Origin of the sequence: Streptomyces sp. NPDC001890 (genome assembly GCF_042891445.1) — a bacterium.
Lineage (GTDB): Bacteria > Actinomycetota > Actinomycetes > Streptomycetales > Streptomycetaceae > Streptomyces.
The window spans coordinates 21,852-47,118 of sequence record NZ_JBIATE010000030.1 but is presented as its reverse complement, the minus strand read 5'-3'; the positions used below and the strand labels follow the sequence as shown (position 1 = coordinate 47,118).

Here is a 25,267-nt window from a genome sequence, read left to right as displayed (position 1 = left end):
GACTCTCGGGGGCAGTGGCGGGCCCGGCCCGCGACGTACGGCGCCGCGCGGGTCAGCGCGTCGGCGCCAGGTGCTTGATGCGGTCCGCGGGGCTCAGGAGCCCCGCTTCGTCCAGCAGCCGTACGGCCCGGTCGCGGTTGCAGCCGACGGCCGTACGGGCGGCGTTGACGGTGACGTAGCCGCCGTCCGTGGGAAGGCCGCGCAGGATCTTGAGCGCCTCTTCGTCCGTACGGACAGCTGCCGTACGGCCGCCCGTACGGGGGGCGGGCGTACGGGCCGTACGGGGCTTCTCCGTACGGCCCCCCGTACGGTCCGTACGGGGGGCGCCCGTACGGCCTGCCGTACGGTCCGTACGGGCGGGGTCCGTACGGGGCTCCGTACGGACCGGGTTCGGGTCGGCCGTACGGTCCGGATCGGGGATAGCCGTACGGTCCGGCTCGCCCCGTACGGCAGACGGGTCGGCCGCGTCCGGCGCGGGCTCGGCGGGCGCCGTCTCCTTCTCCTCGTGGTCGTTCTCCAGGAGGCGGTGGACCCTCCAGACGATGGCGACGACGACGAGGACCGCGACGACGATGAGCCCGATGCTCGGGTGCTGCTTGCCGTCGACCACCGTCACGCCGGTGCCCGTCATGTCGGCCACGTGGTACGTGATGTTGGTGGCGGCCATCAGCCCGAGCGCGTAGGGCACGTCCTTCTTCATCCGGAACGCGGTGACCGCGTAGACGTCGAGGCCGACCGGCATCGCCCACCCGAGGTCTCCGAACGGGGTGTTGCCGAGTCCGACCATGCTGGCGAACGCCCACTCGCCGGAGGCGGTCAGGGCGATCACGGCCGCGAGCGAGACCCAGATGCTGCCCTGCTTGACCAACTCCCCCCGGTCCCGGGTCCGCTTGAGGCTGGCCGCGCGCTTCTCGGCAACGCGCCGGGCCTCGCGGGCGGCGTCCAGCTCGCGGTTGGCTTCCGCGAGCTTGGCGTCCGCCTCCCTGCGCACGACGCCGGCGGCGGTCCGGGCTTCCTTCTCCGCCTCCCTGCGCAGCTCCTCGAACTCGGCGGTGAGCCGAGCCTGCGCACCCTGCCGTTCCCGCTCGTGCTGTTCGCCGAGCTGACGGAACTGGGTCTCGATCTCCGCCCGGGCCGCGTCCACCTTCTCGCGGTACGCGGCGAGTTCGGCGTCGATCTCCGCGCGGCGCGCGCTCAGCTCCTCGTCCAGGTCGAGCCGGGCCGACCGACGGGTCAGATCCAGCTCCGAGTCGAGGGCGGCCCGCGCCGTGCGGATCTCCACCGCCTTGTCCTGCGCCTCACCGACGATGCGGGCGGCGTCGTCCAGGGCCGTGCGGTAGGCGGCTTCCGCCGAGGTGCGGCGCAGCTCCACCAGGGCGTTCGCCCGGTCCTCCGCCTCGGCAAGCACGATGCTCACCTGCTTCTCGGCGTCGGTGAGCAGGCTCTTGGCCTGCTCCTCGGCGTCCGCCATGACCTCCTCGGTCTCGGCGGCCGCGTCGGTCCGGGTCTGGTCGAGGATCGTCTCCGCGTCGCTTCGGGCACCGGCGCGGATGGTGTCCGCGTCGCCCTCGGCTCGGCGCAGTCGCTCCCCGACCTCCTCGGCGGCTTCCGCCAGGACGCGCTTGGCGTCGGCGGCTGCCGCCCGGCGGATCTGGTGCATCTGATCCTTGGCGGCCTGGATTAGCGCCGCCGCTTCCTGCGCCCCGGTCCACCGTGCGCTGTCGATCACGTCGGCAGCCCGGTCACGGAGGTCCGCGGCCAGGGCCTCGCCGTCTTCCCGCGCCTCCGGCTTCGGCGGCGGGGCCGCCGCCTTGGCCGGGCGGCGCGGCGTCGTCGTCTTCCGGGCGTTGCGGGCAGGTGGCTTACGGGCCCCCACACCGACCTCCTCTCATACAGGTGGCCGCCTCCCGGCGGCCACCTCGGTGTTCGGTCCGTCAGCCCTGCACGCGGCGGGCAGCAACCCGGCCAACGGAGTTGGCCAGGGTCGAGACCCACTCGAAGACGCTGCCGATGTTCTCGACCAGCGAGTGGTCACCGGCCTGCCTGCACGCGGACTCGACGTTCGAGCAGCGGTCGTCCAGCCGGTCCATGACCGAGTTCAGTCGCTGCGAGACCCGGTGCCGCGCCGCCCACAGCAGCTCGCTGAGGGCGTAGACCGGCATTGCCGTGCCGGTCCACATCAGCAGCGTCAGCCGCAGGCGGAGTCGGGCCAGCGGGCCGGGTGCGTTCACGACGACAAGCAGGTCCAGCAGGTGCTCGAAGTCGTCGCCGGACCAGTTGTCCATCGGTCCGTGCTGGTCGTGGAAGTTCTTGACGGCCTTCTTCGGCCGGTTGAGCAGGGCGTTCATGCGGTGACCGCCTCTCCGCCCCAGACCAGGGCGACGAATCCGTTCTTGCCGGACTGGTGCTCGGACTGGCGGTTGGCCTCCGCGACCTTGCGGGCCAGTTCCGCCGCTTCCTCGGGGGTCACAGCAGGTCGGAGGGGTCGGCGATGGCGGTGCCGGTCAGTACGGCCAGCTCCTCGGGGGTCACCCACTCCTGCGGGATCAGCACCCGCAGGGTGACCGTCCCCTGGCACATCGAGCCGGTGACGACGAGCTTGCCGTCGGGCAGCTGGCCCGGGCGGGCATCGTCGATCTCCTCCAGCAGCGCCGGCAGGACCTTCACCGCGTCTGCGGTGACCTTGATCGTGGCGACGATGCGCGAGGGCGCCACCTCGAAGGCGACGCTCACGCCGAGGCGGGCCAGGTTCTGGACCGACTCGAAGAGGGGGAAGACCTCGTTGACGGCCTCCTGGACATCCTCGGCGATCCCGGTGGACGACAGGGGCATGTCGGCGGGCATGATGGTCATGCGGATCAGCTCCTAGCTGGTAGATCCGTGGACCCCCGGCACATATGGCGTCTCTAGCGCCGTGCCGGGGGTCGCGCCGTATAGGGACGGCGCGGTAGGCGAGCGGGGACTCGAACCCCTTCTCTGGAGAGCCCGAACCTGTCGGGCACGCCCTTCCATGACCTGACGGGAATGCCGCCGGGCGCCCCTCCCGTAAAGAGGGGGCCCGGCGATATCCCGGCCCAATTGCTCATCTTTGGCACGTTGTTGAGTTCTCAAGCCAACGGACGCTCCTGCACCGGCCTTCCGTCACTGGACGGTGGTTCCGAACCGCTATGCGGCGTAGCAGCGCGCATCATTCATGCGACACAGATCATCTGGCCCGATTGCATTGACCAGACAATGCGTTGCGAGGACGACTCTGGCACTCAACGCGAGCCACGTCAAGCACATCAACCAGTCCGCACACATTGACTGGACAATGCGCGTCGGAGGGCTGTAGACATGACGGCATGAAGCCCATGCCCGTCTACCAACAGATCGCCGATGATCTGCGTCGTCAGATTTCTGACGGCACATTCCCGCCTGGCTCCCAGGTCCCCACCGAGGCCGAACTACTGGAGAAGTACGGCAAGCTGCACGGCGTCCGCTCCCGCCAGACCATCCGCCAGGGCCTGGGCGTGCTCGTGCACGAAGGCCTGATCGAGGCTCGCCGCCCCAAGGGCTACTTCGTCATTCAGCGCAAGCGGCTCGTCTACCGACCCCAGGCGGAGCTGAAGCAGAAGCCACCCGAGGTCGACATCTTCACGAACCTCGTCCAGGAAGAGGACGGCCGGACGCCGTCCCAGGAGATCGAGGTTTCGATCGTGGAACCGACCCCCGTGATCCGGGAACGGCTGGGTCTTGAGCCCGGTGAGCTGGCTGCTGCCCGCCGGCGAGTGCGCAAGCTCGATGAGGTGCCGTACAACCTCAACGACTCGTACGTGCGCCTCTCGCTCGTCCAGGGAACCGACTTCATGCATCCCGGCGATGTCGCACGTGGCACGAACGCAGTGCTGGGCGAGCTGGGCCACGAGTTGGTCTACGGCTTCCACGAGTTCTACCTTCGGATGCCTATGCCGGACGAGGTGCAGCGGCTCCAGCTCGGTGCGGGCGTCCCCGTCGCCGAACACCTGTCGACCACCTTCGACAGCGAGGGCAAGCCGGTTCAGATCACGGTGAACCTGATCCCTGGAGACCGGCACGTGATCGTGTTCGAGACCCACCGCGAAGCAGGGGAGAACTCCCCGCGCATCCCGTGGGGGAACCCGTGATCATCGCTCGCGCCGAGGAGGCCGACCTTCCCCGACTGATCAAGTTCCGGACCGACGCCTCTGCCTGGCTGAGGACTCGTGGCACCGACCAATGGGCCAAGCCCTTCCCGGCCAACCACATCCTCGGCTCAATCCGTCGCGGCGAGGTCTTCATCATCCGCGAGAAGTCCCACACGGACCCCGCTGCCACCATCACCCTGGATCATGACGCCGACGCTCGCCTATGGACTCCCGAGGAGATCGCGGAGCCCGCGCTGTACGTGCACAAGCTGGCCGTAGACCGCGCTTACGCTGGCACCGACCTCGGTAACGCGCTCCTCGACTGGGCGGGCGAACAGGCTGTCCAGCAGGGAGCCAGGTGGCTTCGGCTCGACGCCTGGAGTACGAACTCGCGGCTCCAGGCCTACTACCTCGAACACGGCTTCACCCACGTGCGGACAGCGGATGACCCGGAGGTGGTTTCCGGCTGGGCAGCGCAACGGCCTGCCGCTCTCCGGTCATGCCTTGGGACGACACACCGACTGACGTCCCCTTCGGTGCAATCGCCGAGCGGGAGAGGGCATGATGGCACCGCATCCGAGTAGCCGCGTGCCCGCGGTGAAGCCCACGGAATCGAGGCTCCACAACATGACGTTCACCCCGCGCGCCGTGGCAGTACTACCCCTGCTCGACAACCTCCAGGTGTCGATGGCGACGCTCCGTCCACTGCCGCCCCGTCTCGGCCCGCTGAAAACGCGTTCACCGTGGGCACGGGTGCAAGGCAAGATCGTTGGATGCCACGTACACATTTGCCGCTGCCGCACCTCTGGTTCGCTCACCAGTGCGGCGACCCGCCCGTCCGGACCTGCGCCCTGATACGCCGATGGCCGCCCTGCCTGCCAGCAGAACGGCCATCTAAATCGACTCCCGCCCTCACAGCTTGAGTCGTAGGTCGGCGATGACGCCGGGGCCCGAGCCTTCCTACAGGCCCGAGGTCACCACCCCAGGATAGAACGAGCAGGGCCCAGCACGCAGCAGCGTGTCCCAGGTCACCGTCTCTTTTCCGTCACTTGCCGGTCTGCGGCTCCCCAAACCTCCAGGGGAGACCCAACCCGATGTCCCAGACCCACCCGACGACACGCAGCGTCGCGGCGCCGACTCGTTCGGTCGCGACCGCTGCCGCCTCCGCCGCCGCGGCGGTGACGCCGTGAAGCGCCCGCGGAAGGCCTTGGCCGCCGCCGCGCCGGACGGCGACGAGCTGATCGAGTTCTCCGGCACCATCACGGACTACTGGTCCTACACGCAGGTCCGCGACTACCTGATGCTGATGCCGGGGATGACGCACACCGCGTACAGGCTCTACAGCCTGCTCCGGTCAATGATCGCCGAGGCGTCCCGTCAGTCGTGGCACGGCGGCATGCGGCGCATGACGATCGATCAGCTCTGCTGGCTCCTGCCCGGCCCGAAGAACAAGCCCACCAGCGTCTCGACCATGTACGAGGTCCTGGGGACGCTGGAGGAACTCAACCTCGTCGTACCAAAGGACGTGCTGGAGCTGGAGGGCATCAGTCAGCTCAAGGGCAAGGAGCGGGCCGCCAAGGGGATCTCTCGCGGCTTCACCGTCAACGACCTGCCTCCCGACGCCGCCCACACCGGGTGGCGCAACGCGTGGGACAAGTTGGACGCCTACCGCCCGGACTGGCGGGAGAACCCGCCGGCGCCGCCCACCCACCTCACCGAGATCGAGACCACGGCCAACGGCCAGATCCGGGCTCGGGTCCGGCTGGTCGACACCGACGGCAAGCCGTTCCAGAAAACTGGAACGCCGCAGGTCAGGGCCGACGAGGGCCCCTCATTCCAGAAAACTGGAACGCCCTTCCAGAAAACTGGAACGCCAGACCAGAAAACTGGAACGGATCTTCCCCTGACCAGCGAAAACGATCACCCTCTAAGAAGCTCTCTCAAAGAAGCTTCTCTCTCTTCCGTCCCAGGTGCCCCAACGGACCCCGCCGTCACGGCCAAGGCCGGGACGGGACGAGGAGAGGAGATTTCGGCTTCGCCGGAGAACAGCACCGCTCCCTCGGCTGCCGCCGAGGAGCCGGACACCCACGACGACGTGCGGGTGGCGGAGGCCTGGATCGAGTCCCGCCAGAAGCACGGTCACGACGTTCCGGCCCTCGGCCGGGTCGCGATGGTCCGCGAAGCCGCCGCTCTCCTCACTGAGGGCATCGACGTCGACCACCTGGTTGCCGCGGCCGCCGACATGGGCAGCCGGGCCAACTGGCACTCACTGACACGTCACCTGGAGAAGTTCGTTCCGCCGAAGACCGAGGTGCCTGGCCAGCGTCCCGCCCTGCCCGACTGGTGCGGCAAGTGCAACGACGGCACCCCGCCCGCCCAACCGGGCCAGCGGATGCGCGAGGCCGACGACGGTGGCCTGGTCAGGTGCGAGTGCCACCCCAGCCACCCCGGCAACGCCAAGAAGCCGGTGCTGGTCTAGACCCTCCGCAACACGACGGCGGCAGGGGAGCCCGTGGAAAGGCCCCTGCCGCCGATCGAATCACCCAGTTCAAGAAGGGATTCACCAATGAGCGTACCCACCCAGCACGACGGCATCGAGGACGGCGGCGGCTCGCTGTTCGACCAGGCGCCGGACACCGTCCCCTTCGAGCGTGTCCCTCCGAACTCCATCGAGGCCGAGCAGTGCTCGCTCGGCGGCATGCTGCTGTCGAAGGACGCGATCGGCGGCGTCAGCGAGACCGGGGTGACCAGCGAGGCGTACTACCGCCCAACCCACGGCACCATCCATGACGCGATCATGGACATGTACGGCAAGGGCCAGCCGGTCGACCCGATCACGCTCGCGGGGTACCTGACGAAGTCCGGCGACCTGGAACGGATCGGCGGCGCGTCCTACCTGCACACTCTGGTGCAGGCGGTGCCGACGGCGGCGAACGCCGCGTACTACGCGGAGATCGTTGTCGAGCGGTTCAGGCTGCGACGCGTGATCGAGGCGGGCACCCGGATCGTGCAGATGGGCTACGCGGCCGAGGGCGAGGTCGCCGACGTCGTCAACGCCGCGCAGGCCGAGATGCAGTCGGCGGCCCAGCTCGGCGCCGGCGGGGGGCTGGAGCGGGTCGCGGACGTGGACGACATGCTGGAGGAGTACCTCGTCAGCATGGACGCGCCGCCGCCCGAGCGTCTGCCGCTGCCGTACGCCGACCTTCAGGCCATGCTCCCGATGGAGCCCGGCGACCTGATCGTCGTTGCGGCCCGCCCCGCGATCGGCAAGTCCGTGATCCTGCTCGACATCGCCCGGCACGTCTCGATCGGGCACGGCAGCCCGGTGCTGATGTCGTCCATGGAGATGAGCCACTCCCAGTTGATGGAGCGGATCATCGCGGCCGAGGCGCGCGTACCGCTGAACCGGGTCAAGGACCGTGAGTACCAGGGCGACGACCGGCAGCGCATCCACGACGCGGCGCTCCGGATCGGTGGATCGCCGCTGGTCGTGGACGACGGTCCGGCGGCGACCATCGTCCGGCTCCGTTCGCGGCTGCGCTGGCTCCAGGCGCAGGGAAGGCTCCCGCGCGTCCTGGTGGTGGACTACCTCCAGATCATGAAGGCCTCCGGCAAGGGCGGACAGAACCGCACCGGAGAGGTGGACGAGATCAGCCGCGGCCTCAAGGAGCTGGCCGGCGAGTTCCGGATCATCGTCATCACGGCCGCCCAGCTCAACAGGGAGGTGGAGAAGCGCGAGGACAAGAAGCCGATGATGGCTGACCTGCGCGAGTCGGGAGCGATCGAGGCCGAGGCCAACGCCGTGGTCCTGCTGCACCGGCCCGACGCGTACGACAAGGAGCACGAGCGGGCGGGCGAGATGGACTTGATCATCGGCAAGAACAGGCAGGGGCCGACGGGTACCGTCACCGTCGCCTTCCAGGGGCACTACGCGCGTGCCCGTGACCTCGGTACAGGCTTCTGACCTGCGGAAAGGGGAATCCGTCATGATCGTCACCGACGTACGGAACAGGTTCGTCACCGTGTCCCGGACCCAGCGTATCGCTGATCGCTGGAACGCGGCATACCCCGCGATGCGGACCATCCTGGACACCGTCATCACGGCCCAGCGCGCCGCCGAGCGGCCCACGGTCGACGTGGCCCGCCTGGAGCGGGTCCGGCGCGAGATGGGGCAGCAGGACCGGGGCACCTTCAAGGCCTGTACCCGCAGCCCGGGCGGGTTCAGCATCTTCGACGCGTTCAGCCAGGTGCGCGAGGTCGTGAGCGTGACGTCGATCGGCCACGCGGACGCCGGCGCGATCCTCCGGCTGTGCGCCGAGCTGGCCGACGCCGTCGCCGAGACGGCGGTCGCCCGCGGGGCGGAGCGGGCGGCGCTTCCGGGGCAGCAGGTCGACGGCGACCGTCCGGAGCGGGCAGACTCGGAGCAGACCGAAGGGGGCACGCGATGACCGCACAGCCGATTCACCCGCACGAGCCGGAGCGGGTACCGCGCAACGCGGAGGGCATCGCGGCCGCGCTGGACGGAGGCCGCCGGATGGAGTTCTACCGCGAGCTCCTGGCGGCCGCGCCGGAGGAGGCGGAAAACGTGCTGCGCCGGTGGTGGTGCGAGGCGATGCTCGACACCGACCCGGCCGGGGACCGGCTGACCGCGGCCGCACTGGACGGGACGCTGTCGACCGTCACGGTCGAGGACCTGGTCGCCCGGCGCCGCGAGGCGGGACTTCCCGTTGAGTGACCCGTACGGCCAGGAGCCGGAAGGCCTGCCGTGCGTGCTGTCGGAAGAGGTCGCCCGGCTCTTAGAGGACCCGGCGCTTCCCGGTGATGTGTTCGGTGCGGTCGTGGCCGCCACCGTGGTGATCAATGAGAGCCGCGGCGATGTACCGGGCAGTACCGCGTCGTCGAAGTGGCCGCAGCAGCGGCGCATGCCGCTCGGCGCGGACGGCTCGCTCGGCATCGCCGAGTACGTCATCGTCGCCGACGCCGACCCGCCGCACATCGTCCTCACCCGCATCCAGCTCTACTGACCAGCCCGCCCCGGGGCCCGGCGAGACACCCGTCTCGCCGGGCCCTTCGGCGTTCCCGCGGGCCGTACGGAAGGCGCCGGCAGGGCACCGCCGGGCGGTCGAGCACCGACCTGACCCGTTCTCACCTCTTAAGAGGTGGGTTTGTGGTGGGGGTGGGGCGAGGGGTGCGGGTTCGAGCATCGCGGGGGCTCCGCCCCCACACCCCTGGGCCCTCCACAGAGGGGAGGGGGCGCCGTTTTCACCTTGCGGTGCGTGGGTGGTGGGTGTGTGGGCGGGGTCGGGGGGTTCCCTCCGCGACGGGGCCCCCGGAGGGGACCACAGCCCGCGCCGGGCCGCCAGGCCAAGCCGCCTTCGGCGGTCGCGCGAGCGCGAGCCTGGCACCCCGACACGGCCCGCGGTCGGCTGCGCCTGCCCCGCCGCGGAGGGAACCCCCCGACCGGCCCGTCGTACGGCGAGCCGCCGAGAGGGGTCGGGGCAGTCGATCGAGGCCCCTGAAACTCCCGAAAAAAGGCCTCTGACCTGCGGTTTTTCGGCGTTTTGAAGTTGACCTACACCCAAAAACTTGAGAGTATTAGTGATGTCGGAAGGGGGCGGGAATCCCCCCGACATCGGCCCCCGGGCCACACCGAAAAACCTCAACGAAAGGCCACATCGTGGACTCCATCGCACTGAACCTCAGCGACCTGACGACGCCGGACCGCGCCGACCGTGCGCGCAAGGCGTGGGAGCTGTACGGCGCCGAGCACGCCGACGGCGTCGCGAACCCGATCGAGGACCTGATCGCGGACCTGCTGCACCTCGCGGACACCGACGACCACCCCGGTGGTGCCGCCGGAGTCGCGAGCCGCGCCGTGCGCAACTACGAGGCGGAACTCGCCACCTGGCCCACCGAGCGGGCCGACACGGACGACGAGTCCGAGGACGCCGGTCGCTACCTCGCACAGGTACGCGGCGCGGAAAGCGACTGGCTCACGGTCGGACACGGGGACGACCACCGCACCGTGGCGAGCCACCTGTGGAAGGCGATGCAGGTAGCCGGTTTCCGGTTCTCCGAGCTGGCCGCGCACACCGAGGACCTGATGGAGGGCCACGTCCTCACCTCAGACGACGGCTTCGAGTTCCGCGTGATCGAGCGCGACGAGCACTGATTCAAATATCCCGGTGGGCGGACAGGGCGGGAATCCTCGTCCGCCCACCGGGGCCCCACACCGAACACCTCAACGAAAGGCCCAGCGGCATGAACCCCGAGATGGACCGAGTCGAGCCCCGCGTGGACCTCACCAAGCGGCCCGGAACCTACTTCGTCATCGCCGACGACGAGGGCGTCTACGACTGGAACGTCTGGAAGGACATCGAGAAGCGCCACGTGCTGGAGGTCCAGCGCGCTTCCGACCACCCGGTCGAGCTGTACGCCCAGCGCGAGGACCTGGAAGCCGCGTGCGACGACTCGCAGTCGCCGCTCGTCTTCCGCACCTACCAGGCCGTCAGCCAGGGCCACGCCGCCTCTCTCGCCCTGCGCGAGCACGCCGACCGGCGGACGTTCCAGGAGCTGGAGGACGTCTTCTACGCCGACGAACTCGCCTTCACCGGCGCCGGTTTCGCCGACGGCCCGAGCTAGCCCCTTCGCCCCGTGGGGCGGACGGAATGGGAATCCCGTCCGCCCCACGACCCCACCGAACCAACCTCAACAAGGAGTTCTCCGTGAGCGCCAGCAGCCAGAAGGTCTACACCCGCGAACAGCTCGAAGCGGCTATCGAGACGGCCCAGGAGCGGGCGGGGGAGTTCACCCACGACGCGCACGCCCTGGAAATTTTCGCGGGAGCGGTACTCGCCCTGATCGACAACCCGCTGTCCGAGTACCCGGCCATCGATGAGGACTCGGCTGAGTTCCAGGGCTGATAGTCCAACCCGCCCGGCAGGGGTGGGCGGGACGGGAATCCCCGCCCACCCCTGCCAGACCAACCACCGAACCACCTCAACAAGGAGCACGTCATGAGCACCGCAACCCTCCCGTACCGCAAGGGTGAGCCGGACATCGAGTGCCGCTACCCCGTGATCATCGGCGCGGACAAGGTCCTCGGACAGGCCTTCCGCTGGCACCGTGACTGGCTGGTCGTCACCAGCGAGGGGGAGCACAACCTCCGCCGCCCGCCCACCGGCAAGAAGGGCATCGACATGGCGGCCGCCCACCTCATCCAGGAGTACATCGCCGGTCGCATCGAGGCCGTCTCCCTGGACCAGGTGCGCGCCGAAGCGCCCCAGCCGCTGAACGGGCCGGTGCCCCTGCTGCACCCGCGGATGCCCGTCAACGGACGGAACCTCGGTGGCGCGCGGACCGCGTTCGCCGGTCTGACTGAGCACCACTGGAGGGCCGTCTCCCAGGGGTTCCCGGGGTCCGATAACCCCTGGTACCTGCTCTGTGAGCTGTGCGGCTGGTCCGGGGTCCGCTACTGGAGCCACCACCGGGGACGCAACGGCCAGCCGCCGAGCATCTACCGCCACGACGGCGGATGCATCGGCGCGGAGAAGGTCCGCGAGCTGATCCCCGCGTACCAGAAGTAGCCCGGCGCCCGCCGGTCCCTCCCGGGACCGGCGGGCAGCACCGGCCGAGCCTCACCCCGGGCGCCGGCGGGGCGGGAATCCCGCCCGCCCGGGTCACACCGAAGAACCTCAACCCCCTGGAGGGGAACCACCATGACCGCCTTCGAACCGACCCCGCAGGCCCGCGCCGCCGCATGGCGAGCCGCCACCCTGGCCGACATCGCCCGCCGCCGCACCCTGTTCGCCTCCGCGTGGAACGGGCGGGCCCTGCACATGATCGCCGAACTGCTCGACACCGTGGTCATCTCGTTCTGGGAGGAGGCCCCGACCGAGGCGGACGGCATCCCCGCCGACGCGCGGCTCGCCCTCGCGGACGCCGAGACCGAAGCCGCGAGCAACCCCGGCACCGGGTTCCCCCCGGAGTTCGGGCAGTACGTCAGGCACGCCATGGACCGCCGCCCGCTGCACAACCCGGCCGCCGCCGACATCACCGGCTGCTGCCTGGCCGAGGACGACGCCCAGCTCGCGGCCGCGCTGGACACCCTGCACGGCCACCTTGCGGCAGCGGGCACCGAAGAGGTCGCCCAGGCGCTGCTGGAGGCGGTGTTCGCGCTGCACGACAAGCGCGCCGCCCTCGCTCAGCTCACCCGGGGCTGACCGCCGACTCTCCCGGCCCGCCTCGCAGGAGACGGGCCGGGGGAGGGGCCCCGGGGTGAGCCCCGGACTTGCCCAACACCGCAAAACTTGAGAGTATTGGTGGTGTCGGAAAGGGGCGGGAATCCCGGACCGACGCCGAGCCCTCCGGGCTCACACCGAACCACCTCAGCGAACCGAAGGACTCATCCATGACGAAGCCCCCCTTCACCCCGCCGTGCGGCACCGGGTGCGGCGCCCAGATGGAACTGTTCGCCGCGCCGGCCGCCGCGCCGGCCGCGCTCCGCGCCGAGTTCGACTTCGATGCCCATGACGTCGTGATTGTCGGCGACAGCGGCGGCAAGGACTCCGGCGCCACGGTGCACGAGGTCTGCACCCGGGCCGACAAGGCGGGCCAGCTCGACAAGGTCCGCATCCTGCACTGCGACCTCGGGACCACCGAGCGCGGTCACCTGGTCGAGTGGCCCGGTGCGCTCGAAGTCGCCCGCGCGCACGCCGAGCAGTACGGCGTCCCCTTCGCCGTCCGGCGCAGTCAGCGGTGGGGCTCGCTGTGGGAGCGGATTCGCTCCCACGGCAACTGGCCGGGCCACTTCGCGCGCTACTGCACGAGCGACACCAAGACCGCGGTCGGTCGCGACTACGTGGACGAGGTCGGCGCCGAGCTGCGGCTCGGGCGCCCGGTCCGCGCCGGGTACGCGATGGGTATGCGCGCCGAGGAGTCCAGGGCCCGGGCCAAGAAGCCGATCCTGGAGCGCAACCGCATGAGCGGCAAGGGCACGCTGCGGGTCGTGACGACGTGGCTCCCGATCCACCAGCTCAGCACCGAGCAGGTGTGGGAGATCCACCGGGAGAACGGCATCGCATCCCACGAGGCATACCGCATGGGGATGCGGCGCCTGAGCTGCCGGGCCTGCCCGCTGGCCGGGAACGAGGATCTGGTGCTCTCCGCCCAGTTGAACCCCGGGATCTTCGACGAGTACGCCGAGGCCGAGGTCGACATGGGCAAGCAGTTCAAGCCGTCCATCAGCCTGCGCGAGATCATCGAGCGCGCCCGGAGCTGATTGGCCGGCGGCAGACGTAGGGCGGCCCGGCGGGGCGCAAATGCGTGGGAATCCCGCCGGGCCGTGCGGTCCGGCCACCGAAGGCCCTCAACAGACCTAAAACCGAACCACCCACCATCTTATCCGCGACCGACATCACCAGGAGCATTCCCGTGCAGAGCATCGACGGCCGCCAGTGGGCGACCCAGGAGGAGCTGGTCGAGCACAGCAACTACGGCCGTGTCGCCAGCCTCGCGAACCTGTGGCACGACCGTGAGGTCAACGGTCACCCCCCGGCCCGCGTGATCGACGGAGTCCCGCACTGGGACCTGGAGACGTGGACCCAGTGGCTTGCCGAGCACCACGAGCGCGAGCCCCGCGACGGCCGCGGCATCGACCGCACCGGCGACCCCGACGAGCAGCTCCCGCCGGCGGGGCAGGCCCGCGTCCTCGGCGTCGACATCAGCCGGATCACCCAGTACGCCAAGACGCCGCCGCGCGGGTGGCCGGACCCGATCCGCATCGAGAAGCTGCCGACCCGCACCCGCGAGTACCGCACCAGGGCCCAGCTCTGGGAGTTCGCCGACGACCCCGACGGCGGGTTCGGGACCAGCGGAGGCCGCCCGGTCGGCTCCCGGACGAAGGAGAAGGCGCCGGACCCCCGCGTCCAGCAGGCCGCCGAAATGCTCGCTGCCCACCCCGACATGAAGGTCGGCGAAGTGGCCACCCTGCTCGCCGAGCGCCACGGGCAGGCCGTGATCACCTGGAAGCGGGTCATCACCCGGGCCCGCAAGGGAGCCCAGCAGTAGGAGGCCCTCGGGCCGAACGATGGCCAGCGCGACCCCGGTTCGGGGCGTGCTGGCCATCGTCGTTTCACCGACCCGCCCCATCTTCACCTCTTAAGAGGTGAGTTGGTGGTGGGGGTGGGGTCGAGGGGTGCGGGTTCGAGCATCGCGGGGGCTCCGCCCCCACACCCCTGGACCCTCCACAGAGGGGAGGGGGCGCCGCTGTCGCCTTGCGGTGCGTGGGTGGTGGGTGTGTGGGCGGGGTCGGGGGGTTCCCTCCGCGTCCGGGCCCCCGGAGGGGACCACAGCCCGCGCCGGGCCGCAAGGCCGAGCCGCTTCGCGGCTGAGACCGGCCTTGCCCCCCGACGCGGCCCGCGGTCGGCTGCGCCTGCCCAGCCGCGGAGGGAACCCCCCGACCGGCCCGTCGTACGGCGAGCCGCCGAGACGGGCGGGGCGGCGCACGGAGATCCCTGAAAAGACCCTCAAAAAGACCTCTGACCTGCGGGTTTGTGGAGTGTTGGGGGTTGACCTCCACCCAAAAACTTGAGAGTATTAGTGATGTCGGAAGGGGGCGGGAATCCCCTCCCGGCGGGCCCCCGGGCCACACCGAAAAGCCTCAACGACACCAAGGAAGTGGACCATGGGCGACACCCACGCCTTCGGAGTGCCCGCCGGCGGGATGCTGAGCCTGCTCCGCCCCACACTCAGCATCGGCGCAGACTCCGCCGCCGACGCCGCCGAGCAGGAGGCCGAGGACGCGGCCGCCCTCACCGCGGCAGCCGGACACCCCGCACTCACCGAGTGCCAGAGCGCCGCCGCACTGCTCACCGAGTACGCCGACCTGAACCCCGACGAGGAGACGGACGAGTGGGCGTACCGCGCCGTCGAGCGGATCACCGAGTGCGCGCACGCCGTGGTCGAGGGCCACGACGAGCGAGTCGAGGAGCTTGCCCACGAGGCACGCGGGGAGCGCGCCGCCATCGCACTGGGACGGTTCGAGGGCCGGGGTACCGTCACCGCCGAGCGCATCGCCGCCCTGGACGAGGAGACCCGCGAACTCCTGGACTGGTACGCCCGCCCCTTCCCGATCGAGTGGCTTTTTGCCCCGGAGCGCGACACCTTCGGACGCATCCTCCGCAAGCGCGTTATCGTCCTTTTCCACGGCCCCGGAGGCCTCTCCCTCGGACTGCGCGACATCCTCGGCGCCGACGTCGACATCATCGGAATCGACCTGGACGGCGGCGCCGTCGCGACCGCCACGGCCGCCGGATTCCGCGTCGTCCACGCCGACGTCACCACGCTCGACCCGGAGAACCCGGCGCTCCAGTACGTCAGCATCATCGCCCTCACCCCGCCGTGCCAGGCGTTCACCCCGAGCGGTCTCGGCAAGGGCCGGTACACCGCCTCCATCGACGTCATCCTGAACGTCATCCTGGAGGCGGGCGCGGCCGCCGGATTCGCACCGTGGGAGCACTCGCCCACCGGCTACGCGCCCCGCTCCGGCGACACGTGGGACGAGGTCCGCGCCCCGCTCGCGCAGCTGGAGGACCCGCGCGCCGGGCTCATGGCCGAGGTCATCATCTGGCCGCTGGGGATGCTCGCCCGGCCCGGCGGCATCCTGGAGTGCGTCATGGTCGAGCAGTCGAGCGCGCTGCCCCGACAGATCGAGGACGCACTGTTCGAGCAGCTGACGCAGGCCGGATGGCACACCACGGAGGCGTGGACGCTGGACGCGGTTACCTACGGCGGAAGCCACCGCAAGCGTCGGTTCATGGCCGCTCACCGTGGCGCCGAGCAGCCGTTTGTGGACGTCACTCCGGCCGAGCCGATCCCCGCCCCGACCTTCGCCGAAGTCGTCGGCTGGAGCACCGGCCGGGTCTACCTGACGCGCGGTCACCGGCCCGTCGACCCCGCGACCGGCCGGGCCAAGGGCGGCGGCTCGCGCAGCGCCGACCTTCCGTCGACCTGCGTCACCGCGACCGCGTACGGATGGGCCGACTCCGAGACCGGCGAGACGATCACCCAGTCCGACATCGGCCGTCTGGTCGGCTTCCCCAGTGACTACCCGTGGACCCACGTCGGCCGCGGCCGCGGAGTGCGCAACGTCGCCCAGCAGGCAGCGGACGCGGTCTGCCCGATGGTGGCAGCCGCCGTGTTCGGACGGATTCTCGGAGACGAGAACTGGGAGGCCAAGATCCGGGCGTACGTCCGGGAGCTGTACGGCATCGACACCGGCGCCAGCATCACGGAGCTTGACCAGCTGGACCTCTTCGCTGAGGAGCCCGAGCCGACGCCCGCAGCGGCGTAGGGGAAAGCCCCCGCCAACTTCAAAGCCCCGGTGGGCCGCTGGAAGATCAGCGGCCCACCGGGGCTTTCCGGTCTCCCTTCGGGTACTCGACCAGAGACCAGTGTTCCCGGACGCTCGCGCACCGGTACCGTCCTGAGTGCGACGTCAGAACGGAGTCCATCATGGCGCACGACGCTGAAAATGGCTCGCCTCGAACGTTCGGCCAACGGGTCCGACGTGAGCGCGAGCGGAAGGGACAGACGCGACCGGTGCTCGCCGGTCTCGTCGGCCGTAGCACGGAATGGGTCAAGGCCATCGAGAACGATCGCTTGGGTATGCCACGCCTGCCGCTCCTCCTGCGTCTGGCGGAGGCCCTGGGAGTGGACGACCTTGCCTCGCTCACCGGTGACGAGCGGCTCGCGGCCGCCACCTACACCAAGGCCGCCCACCCCGCCCTGCTGCGTGTCAAGGAAGCACTGACCACCTACGACTTGCTGAGCCACGACGATGAGCCCGCGCCGGCGGCGGCGCTCGCCACTCGGGTGCAGAACGCGTGGCAGGCCTGGCACGGATTCGGTGACCACCGCACCCGCGTCGCCAACGTGCTCCCCGCACTGCTGGCCGATCTCCAGTACGCCGCCCGCGCGCACGAAGGCGCCGAGCGGCGCCGGGTCCAGGTGTACCTCGCGCAGGCCTACCACCTCGCTCAGCTCTACCTGAGTTTCCAGCCCGCGCCGGAGCTGGTGATGCTCACCGGCGACCGGTCCATGACGATGGCCCAGGACGCCGACAGTCCCCGCGCCATCGCCGCCTCGGCGTGGTACCTCAACCACGTCTTCCGTGACGCCGGGGAGCGCCACGAGGCGCGCGTCGAACTGGCGATGAGGTCCATCCAGCTGCTCGACCCGAACCGCGGAACGGAGGACATCGCCCTCGGTGGATTGCTGCACCTGGCCACCGCCCTGTCGTACGCGAAGGTCGGCCAGAAGGGGAACGCGGAACGGCACTGGGACCGTGCCGATGCCGCAGCCAAGCGGCTCGGCGACGGGTACGCGCACCCGTGGCTGGTGTTCGGGCGGAGCATGGTCGACGCGTACGCGATCACCATGAACAACGACCTCGTGAGGGGCGGGGCGGCGGTCGACGCGGCCACGCATATCGACCTCGGCGCCATGCAGAGCGCGACCCGCCGAAGCTTCCACATCATCGAGACGGCCCGCGCGTACAGCCTGCAAGGCGAGAACGTGGCGGTCGTCCACCTGTTGAAGAAGGCGTACGAGGCCAGCCCCGAAACCGCCCGCTTCAACCTCTTCGCCCGGGGCGCCGCCGGAGAACTGGCGGAGTCCGGAAGCGCGATCATCCGTGACGACGCGCGAGGCCTGGCGCGTCAACTCGGCGTCGCCGCTTAGGGGTACAACTTGTACCTCTCCACGAGGGGGTAGCGACTGTACCTGTCGCTACCCCCTCCGCCTTTTACGGTCGTGTCTCGACCATCCGCTAACCCGAGGTCTGGCGATGCCCGGCATGACCACCACACCACGCGGGTCGGGATACCCCGGCTACAGCGAGACGATGACGCGCACACCCGAGACGGCAGAGAAGGCACGGCGCTTAGCCCGCGTGGCGATGTGCGCCTGGAACATGGAAGACGCGGGCGACAGCGCGGCGCTGCTGCTGGCGGAGCTGTTCGCGAACGCCGTCCGGCACGCTCGCGGTGAGTGCGTCCGGGTGATCATCGACCGTCCCGAAGAGGACCGGGTGTACGTCGCCGTGGTCGACCGCGAACCGCGGCAGGTTCCGGAGCCGCGAGAGGCCGGACCGGACGACGTCGACGGTCGCGGACTGGCGTTGGTCGAGGAGGTTGCGGACCGGTGGGGATACGACCTGATGGGCTCCGGGCGCGTCCCGTGGGGCAAGCGTGTCTGGGCAGAGATGAAGGTGACTCGATGACCGAGAATGAGACCGAGCCGTTGCCGTCGGTCGGCGACGAGGTGGTGGAGGGCCAGGCCCGGGCCGTGGTGACCGACGTGCGTGGTGGAGTTGTCTGGCTCCGGCCCCGGACGGGTGGCGGCACGGAGTGGCCGGCGGAGAATCCGCGGCGGCTTAAGATCCGGCGGACGCGCGCCGAGATGATCGCGGCGGGAGACCTGTGAGGTCCAGCCGCAGCAGCGGGCCGTAGCCCGCTCTCGAACCCCGCTGCCCGCGCCACCCCCGTCGCGGGCAGCGGCTGGAAGCGGCGCCCCGGAATCCACCCGTGAAGGGTTCCGGGGCGCCGTCCGTCCCCGACGCGGAGGAGTTCGGCCGGACACTGGAGAGGCCGGGGAGAGATACCCCAGCAACGCGAAGGGCCCCGCACAGCGGGGCCCTTTCTCTTCGTTCTGCGCCGTCAGACGGACGTGCTCCCGGCGGTTGCGGTCTCCTGCTCTGCGGCACCGCTCTGCGTCGGGACCGCCGTCGGCGAACCGGCCGAGGAGTCCGTGGAGGCCGTCTCCGGCGCCGCCTTCTTCGCTGTGGTGCGCTTGCCTCGCGGCCGCCCCTTGGGGCGCTTTGCGGGCTCCTCGGCGCCGATCTCCCTCAGCTCATCCGCAGTCCACCCTCCGGCCTCCGCCGTCGCGAAGGCCTGTCCGTACGGCTCGTCCAGGGCGGCCAGCTGCCGCTGGAGTTCCTGACGCTGCCCCAGGATCTCCGCGAGCGGCTCGAAAGCCGCCTCGCGTGCCGCCTGACGTTCCCTCATCCGCTGCATGATGTCGTGTGCGCTCGCCATGCCGTGATCGTACTGGCTTGCTCCCGGTCACCGGCGCGCGGGACACCGCATCACCGCAGCCCACAGGTATTTTTGACGGTCAGTTGTTCCTACCTGACACCCTTCCGGCGGCCATAGCCACCGGAAGCGAGTTAGTGCAAACTGGGCCCAGTTTGCGTGATCCCCGGCTTTCGGCCCACTACTGTGGGCGGCCGGTGATCTTTGGTCCGAGCACGGACCGGGGGGTTGGGAAGGGGGCTGGTGTGGCAGAGCCACAAGCAGCGGGTGGCCGGCGCCGTTCCTCTGATCGCAGCGCGCGATACCGCGAGCGCGAGGCCGATGGGCGTCGCAATAACCGTTTGAAGGTCTCCTACACAGACACCGAGCTGGCAATCGTCCGCGAGGCTGCTGCGCGAGACAACCAAGCCCTCGCCTCCTGGGTCGCCGCCGCCGCCCTGGCGGTCGCAGCGGAAGTGGTTGTACCGGTGTCGCCCAACGCTAAGGATGTGTTGGCCGAACTCGTCCGGGCCACTACTCAGCTCGCACGAGTGGGCAACAACCACAACCAGATCGCGAAGATTCGGAACGCTGAAGGCAGGGTTTCCTCAGAGCATGAGGACGCGGTAAATGTCGCCTTGGTGAAAGCGATCGGGCAGCTGCACGCGGCGACACTCCAGGTGATGCGTGAGAGGCAACCCCGGTCGTGATTCCGAAGAGGGCCCGAGATGGTGACGATACCTGGGGTCTGCTGGACTATCTGTACGGTCCGGGCAAGCGCGACGAGCACACCGACCCGCACATGGTGGCTTCGTGGAACGACCCGTATATCGAGGACCCGGCGCGCTCGCCGGACATGACGATCGCCGACTTGGCGCTCATCCTGGACGCCCCGGTGTACGCCCTGCTCGGCAAGCGACCGGCCAAGCACGTGTACCACGTCGCGGTTCGCAACGCGCCCGAGGACCGACTTCTGACGGACGAGGAATGGGCACGGGTCGCCCGCGAGATGATGCACGCCTCCGGCATCGCCAAACACGGCGACGACCAGGCTTGCCGGTGGGTCGCGATCCGTCACGCGGACGACCACATCCACATCGTCGCGACGCAGGCCAGGCAGGACGGACGGCAGCCGCGACTGCGGCAGGACATCCCGAACATGCACGCGGCCGCGCGGAACTTCGAGATCGAGTTCGGGCTAAGACGGTTGAAGCACGGCGACAAGACCGCGAGGAAGTGGTCGAAGACGGGCGAGCAGGAGAAGGCCGTCCGGCGCGGCCTGTCGGAGCCGGTCCGCGAGACGCTCCAGCGGACGGTCCGCCAGGCCGCGGCCGCCGCCACGAGCGAGGACGATTTCTTCGCCCGGCTCACCGCGGCCGGGGTCCGCGTGAACAAGCGGGTGGCGCCGGACGGGAACATCACCGGGTACTCCGTCGCGATGCCCGGCGACCGCGACGGCGGGCATCGCGCGGTCTTCTTCCCGGGCGCCCGGCTCGCCTCCGACCTGTCCCTGCCACGCGTTCGGGAACGCTGGACGACGCCGGTTTCCGTGCCGACGGTCGCGCCGGCGGAGATGTGGCAGGAGGCGGAGCGGCGCGTGCGCGCGGCCGCCGACCAGCTCGGCGCGGGCGGACTGCGACAGGGGGCCGGGGACGTCGCCGCGCTCGGTGACCTCATCGTCATCGCCGCGGTGATCTCACCCCGCATGGTGCGCGACCGGTTGAAGGACGCGGCGTACGAGTTCGAGCGCGCGTCGCGCGTCCCGGGCGACCGCATCCTGGAGGGTCAGGCGCGCAGCCTGTACCGGGAGTCGACACAGTTGTTGTCGCAGTCGGCAGCGGCCGCCGGGCGCAGTGACACGGTCGCCGCGCTCGGGTTCCTGCTCGCCCTGGTGACCGCGATCGAGGCCTCCCGCAAGTGGCACCAGGCGCAGGAGCACCGGGCCCAGGCGGAGGCCTCCGGCCGGGCTGGTCGACTGCTGCGGGAAGCGGTCGAGGTGACCGCCGGCGCGAGCGCGGCACGCGAGTACCGGCCCCGTCCGAAGCGCGCGGGCACCCGGACTCCGGGAGCGCGCCGGGCGCCGTCGGTCTCGGGCGAGCGGCCGATGGCGGGCGTGCTCCAGGAGGCCGTGCCGGGGCACGCGCGGGAGATCCTTGCGGACCCGGCTTGGCCCGCGCTGCGTACGCGGCTGGCTGCGGTCGAGAAGGCGGGGGAGGACCCGGTCGACGTCCTTGCCGCGGTCGCCGCTCGGCGGGAGTTGGGCTCAGCGGACTCGGTCGCCGAGGTGCTTACATGGCGTCTGGACGGGTGGAGTCGTCAGCGCGGTGCGACGGCGGCGGCCACCGGCAAGAGCCCGTCGCCGACGTCCACGGGCGGTACCGGCCGTACCAGTGGGCCGCGCAAGACGGGGGCGCCCGGACCGACACGTCGGCCACCGGGTGACGAGCAGCGCAAGGGCCCCCGACGGGCCCGGTAACGAGGGGAGCGAACATGTCGATGCCGACACCGGAGGAACGCCCCGGAGAGGCCTTTACGGAGGCCGTCGGAGAGGCGGTGCAGACCTCCGTGATGGCGTTCCGTCTGGTCATGGCCATCGCGGACGCGGTACGTCGTCAGCAGCAGAAGAAGGCAGGGAAGGAGGACGAACTCCCGGACGCCGAGAAGTCCGCGGCGGAGGCCTCGGAGGAGGTCAAGAAGTTCCTCCCGGACGACATCGCCGCGGCGTTGCTGGAGGGGGCGGACTGGCCCCAGCTTGCCCAGCAGTTGATGGCGCTCAAGCGGGCCGGGGTTGACCTGGAGGCGATGCTCCCGCGCGTCGGCGAGATCACCGTGACGGTACGGGACCAGGTCGCGGCGAACGCTGAGAAGGTGAAGCGTGAGGGCACCGAGGAGTGGGCGAAGGCCCTGCGCGAGACGCTGCCGGCGGGACCGGTGCGCGAGGCGATCCTTTCCTCCCCGGCGTGGCCGGAGATGGCGCGGACGATGGCGACGCTGAACGAGCGCGGAGTCGACGTCCGGGCGATCCTCGCGTCTGCGCACGAGGAGGGTGTCGGCGTCGACCAGGCGGTTGCCAAGGTGCTCGCGGCGGCGACCACGAGCCGGGACGCGAAGCTGTCGTACGGTCCGATGACGACCGGGCTGGACATCCCCAAGGATCTCGACCTGGGAGACCGGGAACGGGCCCTTCGGCAACTGTCCATCGCGCCGTCGGAGAACCAGAAGTTCACGCGCATGGTGCGCGAGGCGATGCCCGGAGCGGAGCGGGAGGCGGATCTCCTCGTGGCGTCGCGTCAGTGGCCGCTGGTTGCCGCGCGGATGGCGGACATGGAGAGCAAGGGCCAGCCGGTCGCGGAGCACCTGGCCCGACTGTCGAAGGACACCTCATGGCGGGAGGGTCCGCAGTCGCAGGTGGGGCGGCGCCTGGTGCAGGCTGCCAACGACGCACTGCGCAAGCCGGTCGGTGCGCCGGCAGGGCTGGGGCCGAAGGTGAACACCGCGGCGGCCCGGTCGACGTCGCCGAGCGTGGGCCCTACTAAGTCGGCCGCGAAGGGCACGGCACCGACCACACCGGGAGTGGCCGCGCACCGGGAGGCTGGGCCCGCGCCGACGAGTGGCAAGACCCGGTAGAGCACCGGCCGAACGCACGTGTGCCGCAGACCGGTTTCTGGTCTGCGGCACACGTCGTTCCGGGTCAGGGGCGGGTGGCTCCGTAGTAGTCCCGCTCGGGCATTGCGGAGGTGAGCGGGGCGACTTCCACGTTCTTTCCGGTGCGCGGCGCCTGCACGACGTTGCCGTCGCCCGCGTAGATCGCGACGTGGTAGATCGAGCCGCTTCCGCCGCGCGACCAGAACAGTAGATCGCCCGGCTTCAGCTTGGCCCTGGAGACGGGCCGGTCGGACGTGGCGCCGTACTGTGCGGACGCCGTGCGCGGCAGTTTCTGCTTGGGCCAGAACGCGTACTGGACGAGCGCGCTGCAATCGAAGCCGACGGTGCTGGAGGCCATGCACTTGCCGTTGAGGTAGCCGTTGGTGCCGTCGCAAAACCCCTTCGACGGGCCTTGGGGGCCGCCGCCGCCCCAGGCGTACGGGGTGCCTATCCGTCCGACTGCCTTGCGCAGCGCGGCGGCCGCCGAGCCGGAGCCGGAGACCTCGAAGAGGCTGGGCCCCTGGAAGCGCGGCATGGTGGACATGATGAGCTGGACGTAGTTGAACGTCTCCCCGCCCGCGAAGTCCTCGTCGGGCACGCCCTTGTACTGCTGGACTCTGCCCCACCCGGCGTTGTAGCCGGCGAGCGCGAGGCGGCGGACGTCGTCCTGGTAGCCGGAGGACTTCGCCTGCCGGAGCAGCGAGCACATCATCCGGCCCTGGGCCATCACGGCGTCGCCGATGTCCCACAGAGATATCTCGCCGTTCCCGTCGTCGTCGCGTCCCCATGTCGCGAAGGTGGAGGGGAGGAACTGGGCCGGGCCCTGCGCGCCGGCGGAGCTGGTGGCCTCCTTCTTGGAGGTCTTGAACTTGCTCTCCTGCCAGAGCTGGGCGGCCAGCAGGGCGGGGGTCATCCCCTGTTCCTTGCATGCGCCGTCCGCCTTGAGAATCCACTCGCGGAACTCGGCGGGGACACCTTTCAGACCGCCGCTGGCGCTGGTCGACTCGGTGGCCGAGGCGTCGTCGTCGGAGATCAGCACCCCCACCACTGTGAGGAGTGCCAGGACGACGAGTCCTACGGCTGCGGCGACGGCCCCTATGAGCACCTTCACGTGCTACCCCCCCCGTGCGTGTTCTCGCTTCGCTGTCGTGCCGGTTGTGTGACTTTCTGCCGTACTAGATCACGAGTTGTTTGGCATGTGCGCCTCCATTCGGCCGGGGCCGGACCGCGTGTGGAGCTGCGGCTCACGTAGGGTCGGGGATCAGGTTTCAGGTAGGGCGAGTTCGCACAGCGAAATGGCGCCCTCTTCATTTCGCGCGGCGAAATGGAGACGTCTGCGTGGAACCGTTGGCGGCTCGGGGGTGTGGCTGATGCGTGTCGGTGTTGACGCTGTGATTTCGGTTGAGGCGACCAGGTGTGATCGGTTTGCCGTCTCGAAACAGCTCCTGCTTTGCAGGTAAATCCCTGACTGACGCGCGCTGTTGTAGGGCGGCACCTCTGCTTGACCTCCGGCTCTCGCGAAAACAGCACCCAGGTTTGTCGGGGGTTCACGCTAGCCTCAGTGATCCTACGAGCCCAATATCCTGGCTTAAACGAAGGCATGCAGGGGGGAGTTGTGGCATGACCGCCCAATTGGTGACATCAACCCCGGGGACTGGTACGCCGGTTCTCCGGTACGCGCTGATGCCTATCGACAACGGGTACGGCATTGCAGTGGCGACGGTCGCCGCGATGCTCGACAACGACGCCGGCGGCGCCCGGGCCCGAATCCTGGCGTACGGGGAGCAGATCCCGTACGGCGCCTCTCCGGTGCTCGTGGCTGACACCACGCTGTACGGCGTGCAGATGCTGGAGCAGACCCTGCTGCGCTGGGGTCCGCTGCCCCGGCCGTGGCTGGTGTGGGTGGCCGATGCTCCGGCCCGCCCCGTGCAGGATGCCCGCTTCCTGGTCCGCGCCCTGGAGGGGCGGCTGGCCGGGGTAGCGAGGCTGCCGTACCTGCCCGTCCTCCGGGCGGTCAAGGGGCCAGCGGAGGCCCTGGAGTACAAGGACGTTCGGTCCGCGGCCGAGAAGCTGCGGCGCACGATCGAAGGGAAATGAGCATGAACCGGCTCGTCATGAAGATGTACCTCGCCGCCGACGGCGATCTCATTCCTGGGGCCAAGCCGACGAAGATCCCGGGCATGGACGGCCCGGTCACCAAGATCTTCGGATACGGCCTGTGGGGGCTGGTCCTGGCCGGAGTCGGCGGTGTGGGCTGGGGCGTCTACAAGCTCGCCGTCTCGGACAAGTCGCGCAACGGCGGAGGGTCGGAGCCGTTCAAGTGGATGGGCGGCGGGCTGGCGGCCATCCTCCTGTCCGGCTCCCTGATCGCGATCCTCAACGGCATCGCAGGCTGAGGCGGGGGAA

Annotated in this window: 28 protein-coding genes and 1 pseudogene; 22 read left to right on the top strand and 7 right to left on the bottom strand. The window is 70.1% G+C overall.

Going from position 1 to position 25,267, the window contains the following annotated elements; translation table 11 throughout:
• Window positions 1-52: 52 nt before the first annotated feature.
• Genes ACFYY1_RS37330 through ACFYY1_RS37315 form a run of 4 tightly spaced genes read right to left on the bottom strand, consistent with a single transcriptional unit; the run spans window position 53 to window position 2,853 of the window.
• Window positions 53-1,876, bottom strand: coding sequence for a hypothetical protein (locus ACFYY1_RS37330; protein ID WP_388593681.1), 1,824 nt, complete (start codon window positions 1,874-1,876; stop codon window positions 53-55).
• A gap of 58 nt (window positions 1,877-1,934) precedes the next feature.
• Window positions 1,935-2,348, bottom strand: coding sequence for a hypothetical protein (locus ACFYY1_RS37325; protein ID WP_388593679.1), 414 nt, complete (start codon window positions 2,346-2,348; stop codon window positions 1,935-1,937).
• Window positions 2,345-2,470, bottom strand: coding sequence for a hypothetical protein (locus ACFYY1_RS37320; protein ID WP_388593678.1), 126 nt, complete (start codon window positions 2,468-2,470; stop codon window positions 2,345-2,347). The genes ACFYY1_RS37325 and ACFYY1_RS37320 overlap by 4 nt, the downstream gene beginning before the upstream one ends.
• Window positions 2,467-2,853 carry a hypothetical protein gene (locus tag ACFYY1_RS37315; RefSeq protein WP_388593675.1) on the bottom strand — a complete coding sequence of 129 codons (387 nt, stop codon included), beginning with the start codon at window positions 2,851-2,853 and terminating at the stop codon, window positions 2,467-2,469. Before ACFYY1_RS37315 ends, ACFYY1_RS37320 begins: the two co-directional genes overlap by 4 nt.
• 491 nt (window positions 2,854-3,344) lie before the next feature.
• On the opposite strand from ACFYY1_RS37315, the gene ACFYY1_RS37310 reads away from it, so the two are divergent.
• From ACFYY1_RS37310 to ACFYY1_RS37225, 18 genes are all read left to right on the top strand, one after another.
• On the top strand, window positions 3,345-4,145 hold the full coding sequence (locus ACFYY1_RS37310) for a GntR family transcriptional regulator (RefSeq protein ID WP_388593674.1): 801 nt from the start codon (window positions 3,345-3,347) through the stop codon (window positions 4,143-4,145).
• Window positions 4,142-4,729, top strand: a complete 588-nt coding sequence (locus ACFYY1_RS37305) for a GNAT family N-acetyltransferase (RefSeq protein WP_388593672.1) — start codon at window positions 4,142-4,144, stop codon at window positions 4,727-4,729. The genes ACFYY1_RS37310 and ACFYY1_RS37305 overlap by 4 nt, the downstream gene beginning before the upstream one ends.
• Before the next feature lie 602 nt (window positions 4,730-5,331).
• On the top strand, window positions 5,332-6,624 hold the full coding sequence (locus ACFYY1_RS37300; protein WP_388593671.1) for a hypothetical protein: 1,293 nt from the start codon (window positions 5,332-5,334) through the stop codon (window positions 6,622-6,624).
• 87 nt (window positions 6,625-6,711) lie between these two features.
• Window positions 6,712-8,109: a replicative DNA helicase gene (locus ACFYY1_RS37295; protein WP_388593668.1), complete on the top strand. Its 1,398-nt coding sequence runs from the start codon at window positions 6,712-6,714 to the stop codon at window positions 8,107-8,109.
• A gap of 22 nt (window positions 8,110-8,131) precedes the next feature.
• On the top strand, window positions 8,132-8,593 hold the full coding sequence (locus ACFYY1_RS37290; protein WP_388593665.1) for a hypothetical protein: 462 nt from the start codon (window positions 8,132-8,134) through the stop codon (window positions 8,591-8,593).
• Window positions 8,590-8,880: a hypothetical protein gene (locus ACFYY1_RS37285; RefSeq protein ID WP_388593663.1), complete on the top strand. Its 291-nt coding sequence runs from the start codon at window positions 8,590-8,592 to the stop codon at window positions 8,878-8,880. Before ACFYY1_RS37290 ends, ACFYY1_RS37285 begins: the two co-directional genes overlap by 4 nt.
• Window positions 8,873-9,169, top strand: coding sequence for a hypothetical protein (locus tag ACFYY1_RS37280; RefSeq protein WP_388593660.1), 297 nt, complete (start codon window positions 8,873-8,875; stop codon window positions 9,167-9,169). The genes ACFYY1_RS37285 and ACFYY1_RS37280 overlap by 8 nt, the downstream gene beginning before the upstream one ends.
• Window positions 9,170-9,822: 653 nt before the next feature.
• Window positions 9,823-10,317 carry a hypothetical protein gene (locus ACFYY1_RS37275; protein ID WP_388593657.1) on the top strand — a complete coding sequence of 165 codons (495 nt, stop codon included), beginning with the start codon at window positions 9,823-9,825 and terminating at the stop codon, window positions 10,315-10,317.
• Between the two features lie 101 nt (window positions 10,318-10,418).
• Window positions 10,419-10,787 (top strand): hypothetical protein, encoded by a 369-nt coding sequence (locus tag ACFYY1_RS37270; RefSeq protein ID WP_388593656.1) that lies wholly within the window; start codon window positions 10,419-10,421, stop codon window positions 10,785-10,787.
• An 83-nt stretch (window positions 10,788-10,870) separates the two neighbouring features.
• Window positions 10,871-11,068, top strand: coding sequence for a hypothetical protein (locus ACFYY1_RS37265; protein ID WP_388593653.1), 198 nt, complete (start codon window positions 10,871-10,873; stop codon window positions 11,066-11,068).
• A gap of 93 nt (window positions 11,069-11,161) precedes the next feature.
• Entirely contained in the window at window positions 11,162-11,731 is a 570-nt protein-coding gene (locus ACFYY1_RS37260) for a hypothetical protein (protein WP_388593651.1), read from the top strand.
• A 132-nt stretch (window positions 11,732-11,863) separates the two neighbouring features.
• Window positions 11,864-12,367, top strand: a complete 504-nt coding sequence (locus ACFYY1_RS37255) for a hypothetical protein (protein ID WP_388593648.1) — start codon at window positions 11,864-11,866, stop codon at window positions 12,365-12,367.
• Between the two features lie 188 nt (window positions 12,368-12,555).
• Entirely contained in the window at window positions 12,556-13,425 is an 870-nt protein-coding gene (locus ACFYY1_RS37250) for a phosphoadenosine phosphosulfate reductase family protein (RefSeq protein ID WP_388593646.1), read from the top strand.
• Between the two features lie 152 nt (window positions 13,426-13,577).
• The gene (locus ACFYY1_RS37245; protein ID WP_388593644.1) at window positions 13,578-14,213 is read left to right on the top strand and encodes a hypothetical protein; all 636 of its coding nucleotides are present in this window, start codon (window positions 13,578-13,580) and stop codon (window positions 14,211-14,213) included.
• 616 nt (window positions 14,214-14,829) lie between these two features.
• A complete protein-coding gene (locus ACFYY1_RS37240) occupies window positions 14,830-16,497 on the top strand; it encodes a hypothetical protein (RefSeq protein ID WP_388593642.1) in 1,668 nt (555 codons plus the stop codon).
• Window positions 16,498-16,658: 161 nt separating this feature from the next.
• Window positions 16,659-17,885: a multiprotein-bridging factor 1 family protein gene (locus ACFYY1_RS37235; RefSeq protein ID WP_388593640.1), complete on the top strand. Its 1,227-nt coding sequence runs from the start codon at window positions 16,659-16,661 to the stop codon at window positions 17,883-17,885.
• 106 nt (window positions 17,886-17,991) lie between these two features.
• On the top strand, window positions 17,992-18,426 hold the full coding sequence (locus ACFYY1_RS37230; RefSeq protein ID WP_388593638.1) for an ATP-binding protein: 435 nt from the start codon (window positions 17,992-17,994) through the stop codon (window positions 18,424-18,426).
• The gene (locus tag ACFYY1_RS37225; protein ID WP_388593636.1) at window positions 18,423-18,629 is read left to right on the top strand and encodes a hypothetical protein; all 207 of its coding nucleotides are present in this window, start codon (window positions 18,423-18,425) and stop codon (window positions 18,627-18,629) included. The genes ACFYY1_RS37230 and ACFYY1_RS37225 overlap by 4 nt, the downstream gene beginning before the upstream one ends.
• Before the next feature lie 233 nt (window positions 18,630-18,862).
• Here ACFYY1_RS37225 and ACFYY1_RS37220 read toward each other — a convergent pair whose 3' ends face one another.
• Complete coding sequence (locus tag ACFYY1_RS37220; protein ID WP_388593635.1) at window positions 18,863-19,240, bottom strand: hypothetical protein; 378 nt, start codon at window positions 19,238-19,240, stop codon at window positions 18,863-18,865.
• 242 nt (window positions 19,241-19,482) lie between these two features.
• On the opposite strand from ACFYY1_RS37220, the gene ACFYY1_RS37215 reads away from it, so the two are divergent.
• Both ACFYY1_RS37215 and ACFYY1_RS37210 read left to right on the top strand, forming a co-directional pair.
• Window positions 19,483-19,926, top strand: a complete 444-nt coding sequence (locus ACFYY1_RS37215) for a hypothetical protein (RefSeq protein ID WP_388593633.1) — start codon at window positions 19,483-19,485, stop codon at window positions 19,924-19,926.
• Window positions 19,923-21,692, top strand: coding sequence for a relaxase/mobilization nuclease domain-containing protein (locus ACFYY1_RS37210; protein WP_388593631.1), 1,770 nt, complete (start codon window positions 19,923-19,925; stop codon window positions 21,690-21,692). The genes ACFYY1_RS37215 and ACFYY1_RS37210 overlap by 4 nt, the downstream gene beginning before the upstream one ends.
• A 1,056-nt stretch (window positions 21,693-22,748) precedes the next feature.
• On the opposite strand, the pseudogene ACFYY1_RS37205 reads toward ACFYY1_RS37210, so the two are convergent.
• Together ACFYY1_RS37205 and ACFYY1_RS37200 are read right to left on the bottom strand one after the other, a co-directional pair.
• A pseudogene (locus ACFYY1_RS37205) lies at window positions 22,749-22,823 on the bottom strand (hypothetical protein); the annotation flags it as partial.
• Window positions 22,824-22,907: 84 nt separating this feature from the next.
• Window positions 22,908-23,972 carry an NlpC/P60 family protein gene (locus ACFYY1_RS37200; protein ID WP_388593630.1) on the bottom strand — a complete coding sequence of 355 codons (1,065 nt, stop codon included), beginning with the start codon at window positions 23,970-23,972 and terminating at the stop codon, window positions 22,908-22,910.
• A gap of 572 nt (window positions 23,973-24,544) precedes the next feature.
• On the opposite strand from ACFYY1_RS37200, the gene ACFYY1_RS37195 reads away from it, so the two are divergent.
• Window positions 24,545-24,958 (top strand): hypothetical protein, encoded by a 414-nt coding sequence (locus ACFYY1_RS37195; RefSeq protein WP_388593628.1) that lies wholly within the window; start codon window positions 24,545-24,547, stop codon window positions 24,956-24,958.
• Window positions 24,959-24,960: 2 nt separating this feature from the next.
• Window positions 24,961-25,257 carry a hypothetical protein gene (locus ACFYY1_RS37190; RefSeq protein WP_388593626.1) on the top strand — a complete coding sequence of 99 codons (297 nt, stop codon included), beginning with the start codon at window positions 24,961-24,963 and terminating at the stop codon, window positions 25,255-25,257.
• Window positions 25,258-25,267: the final 10 nt, after the last annotated feature.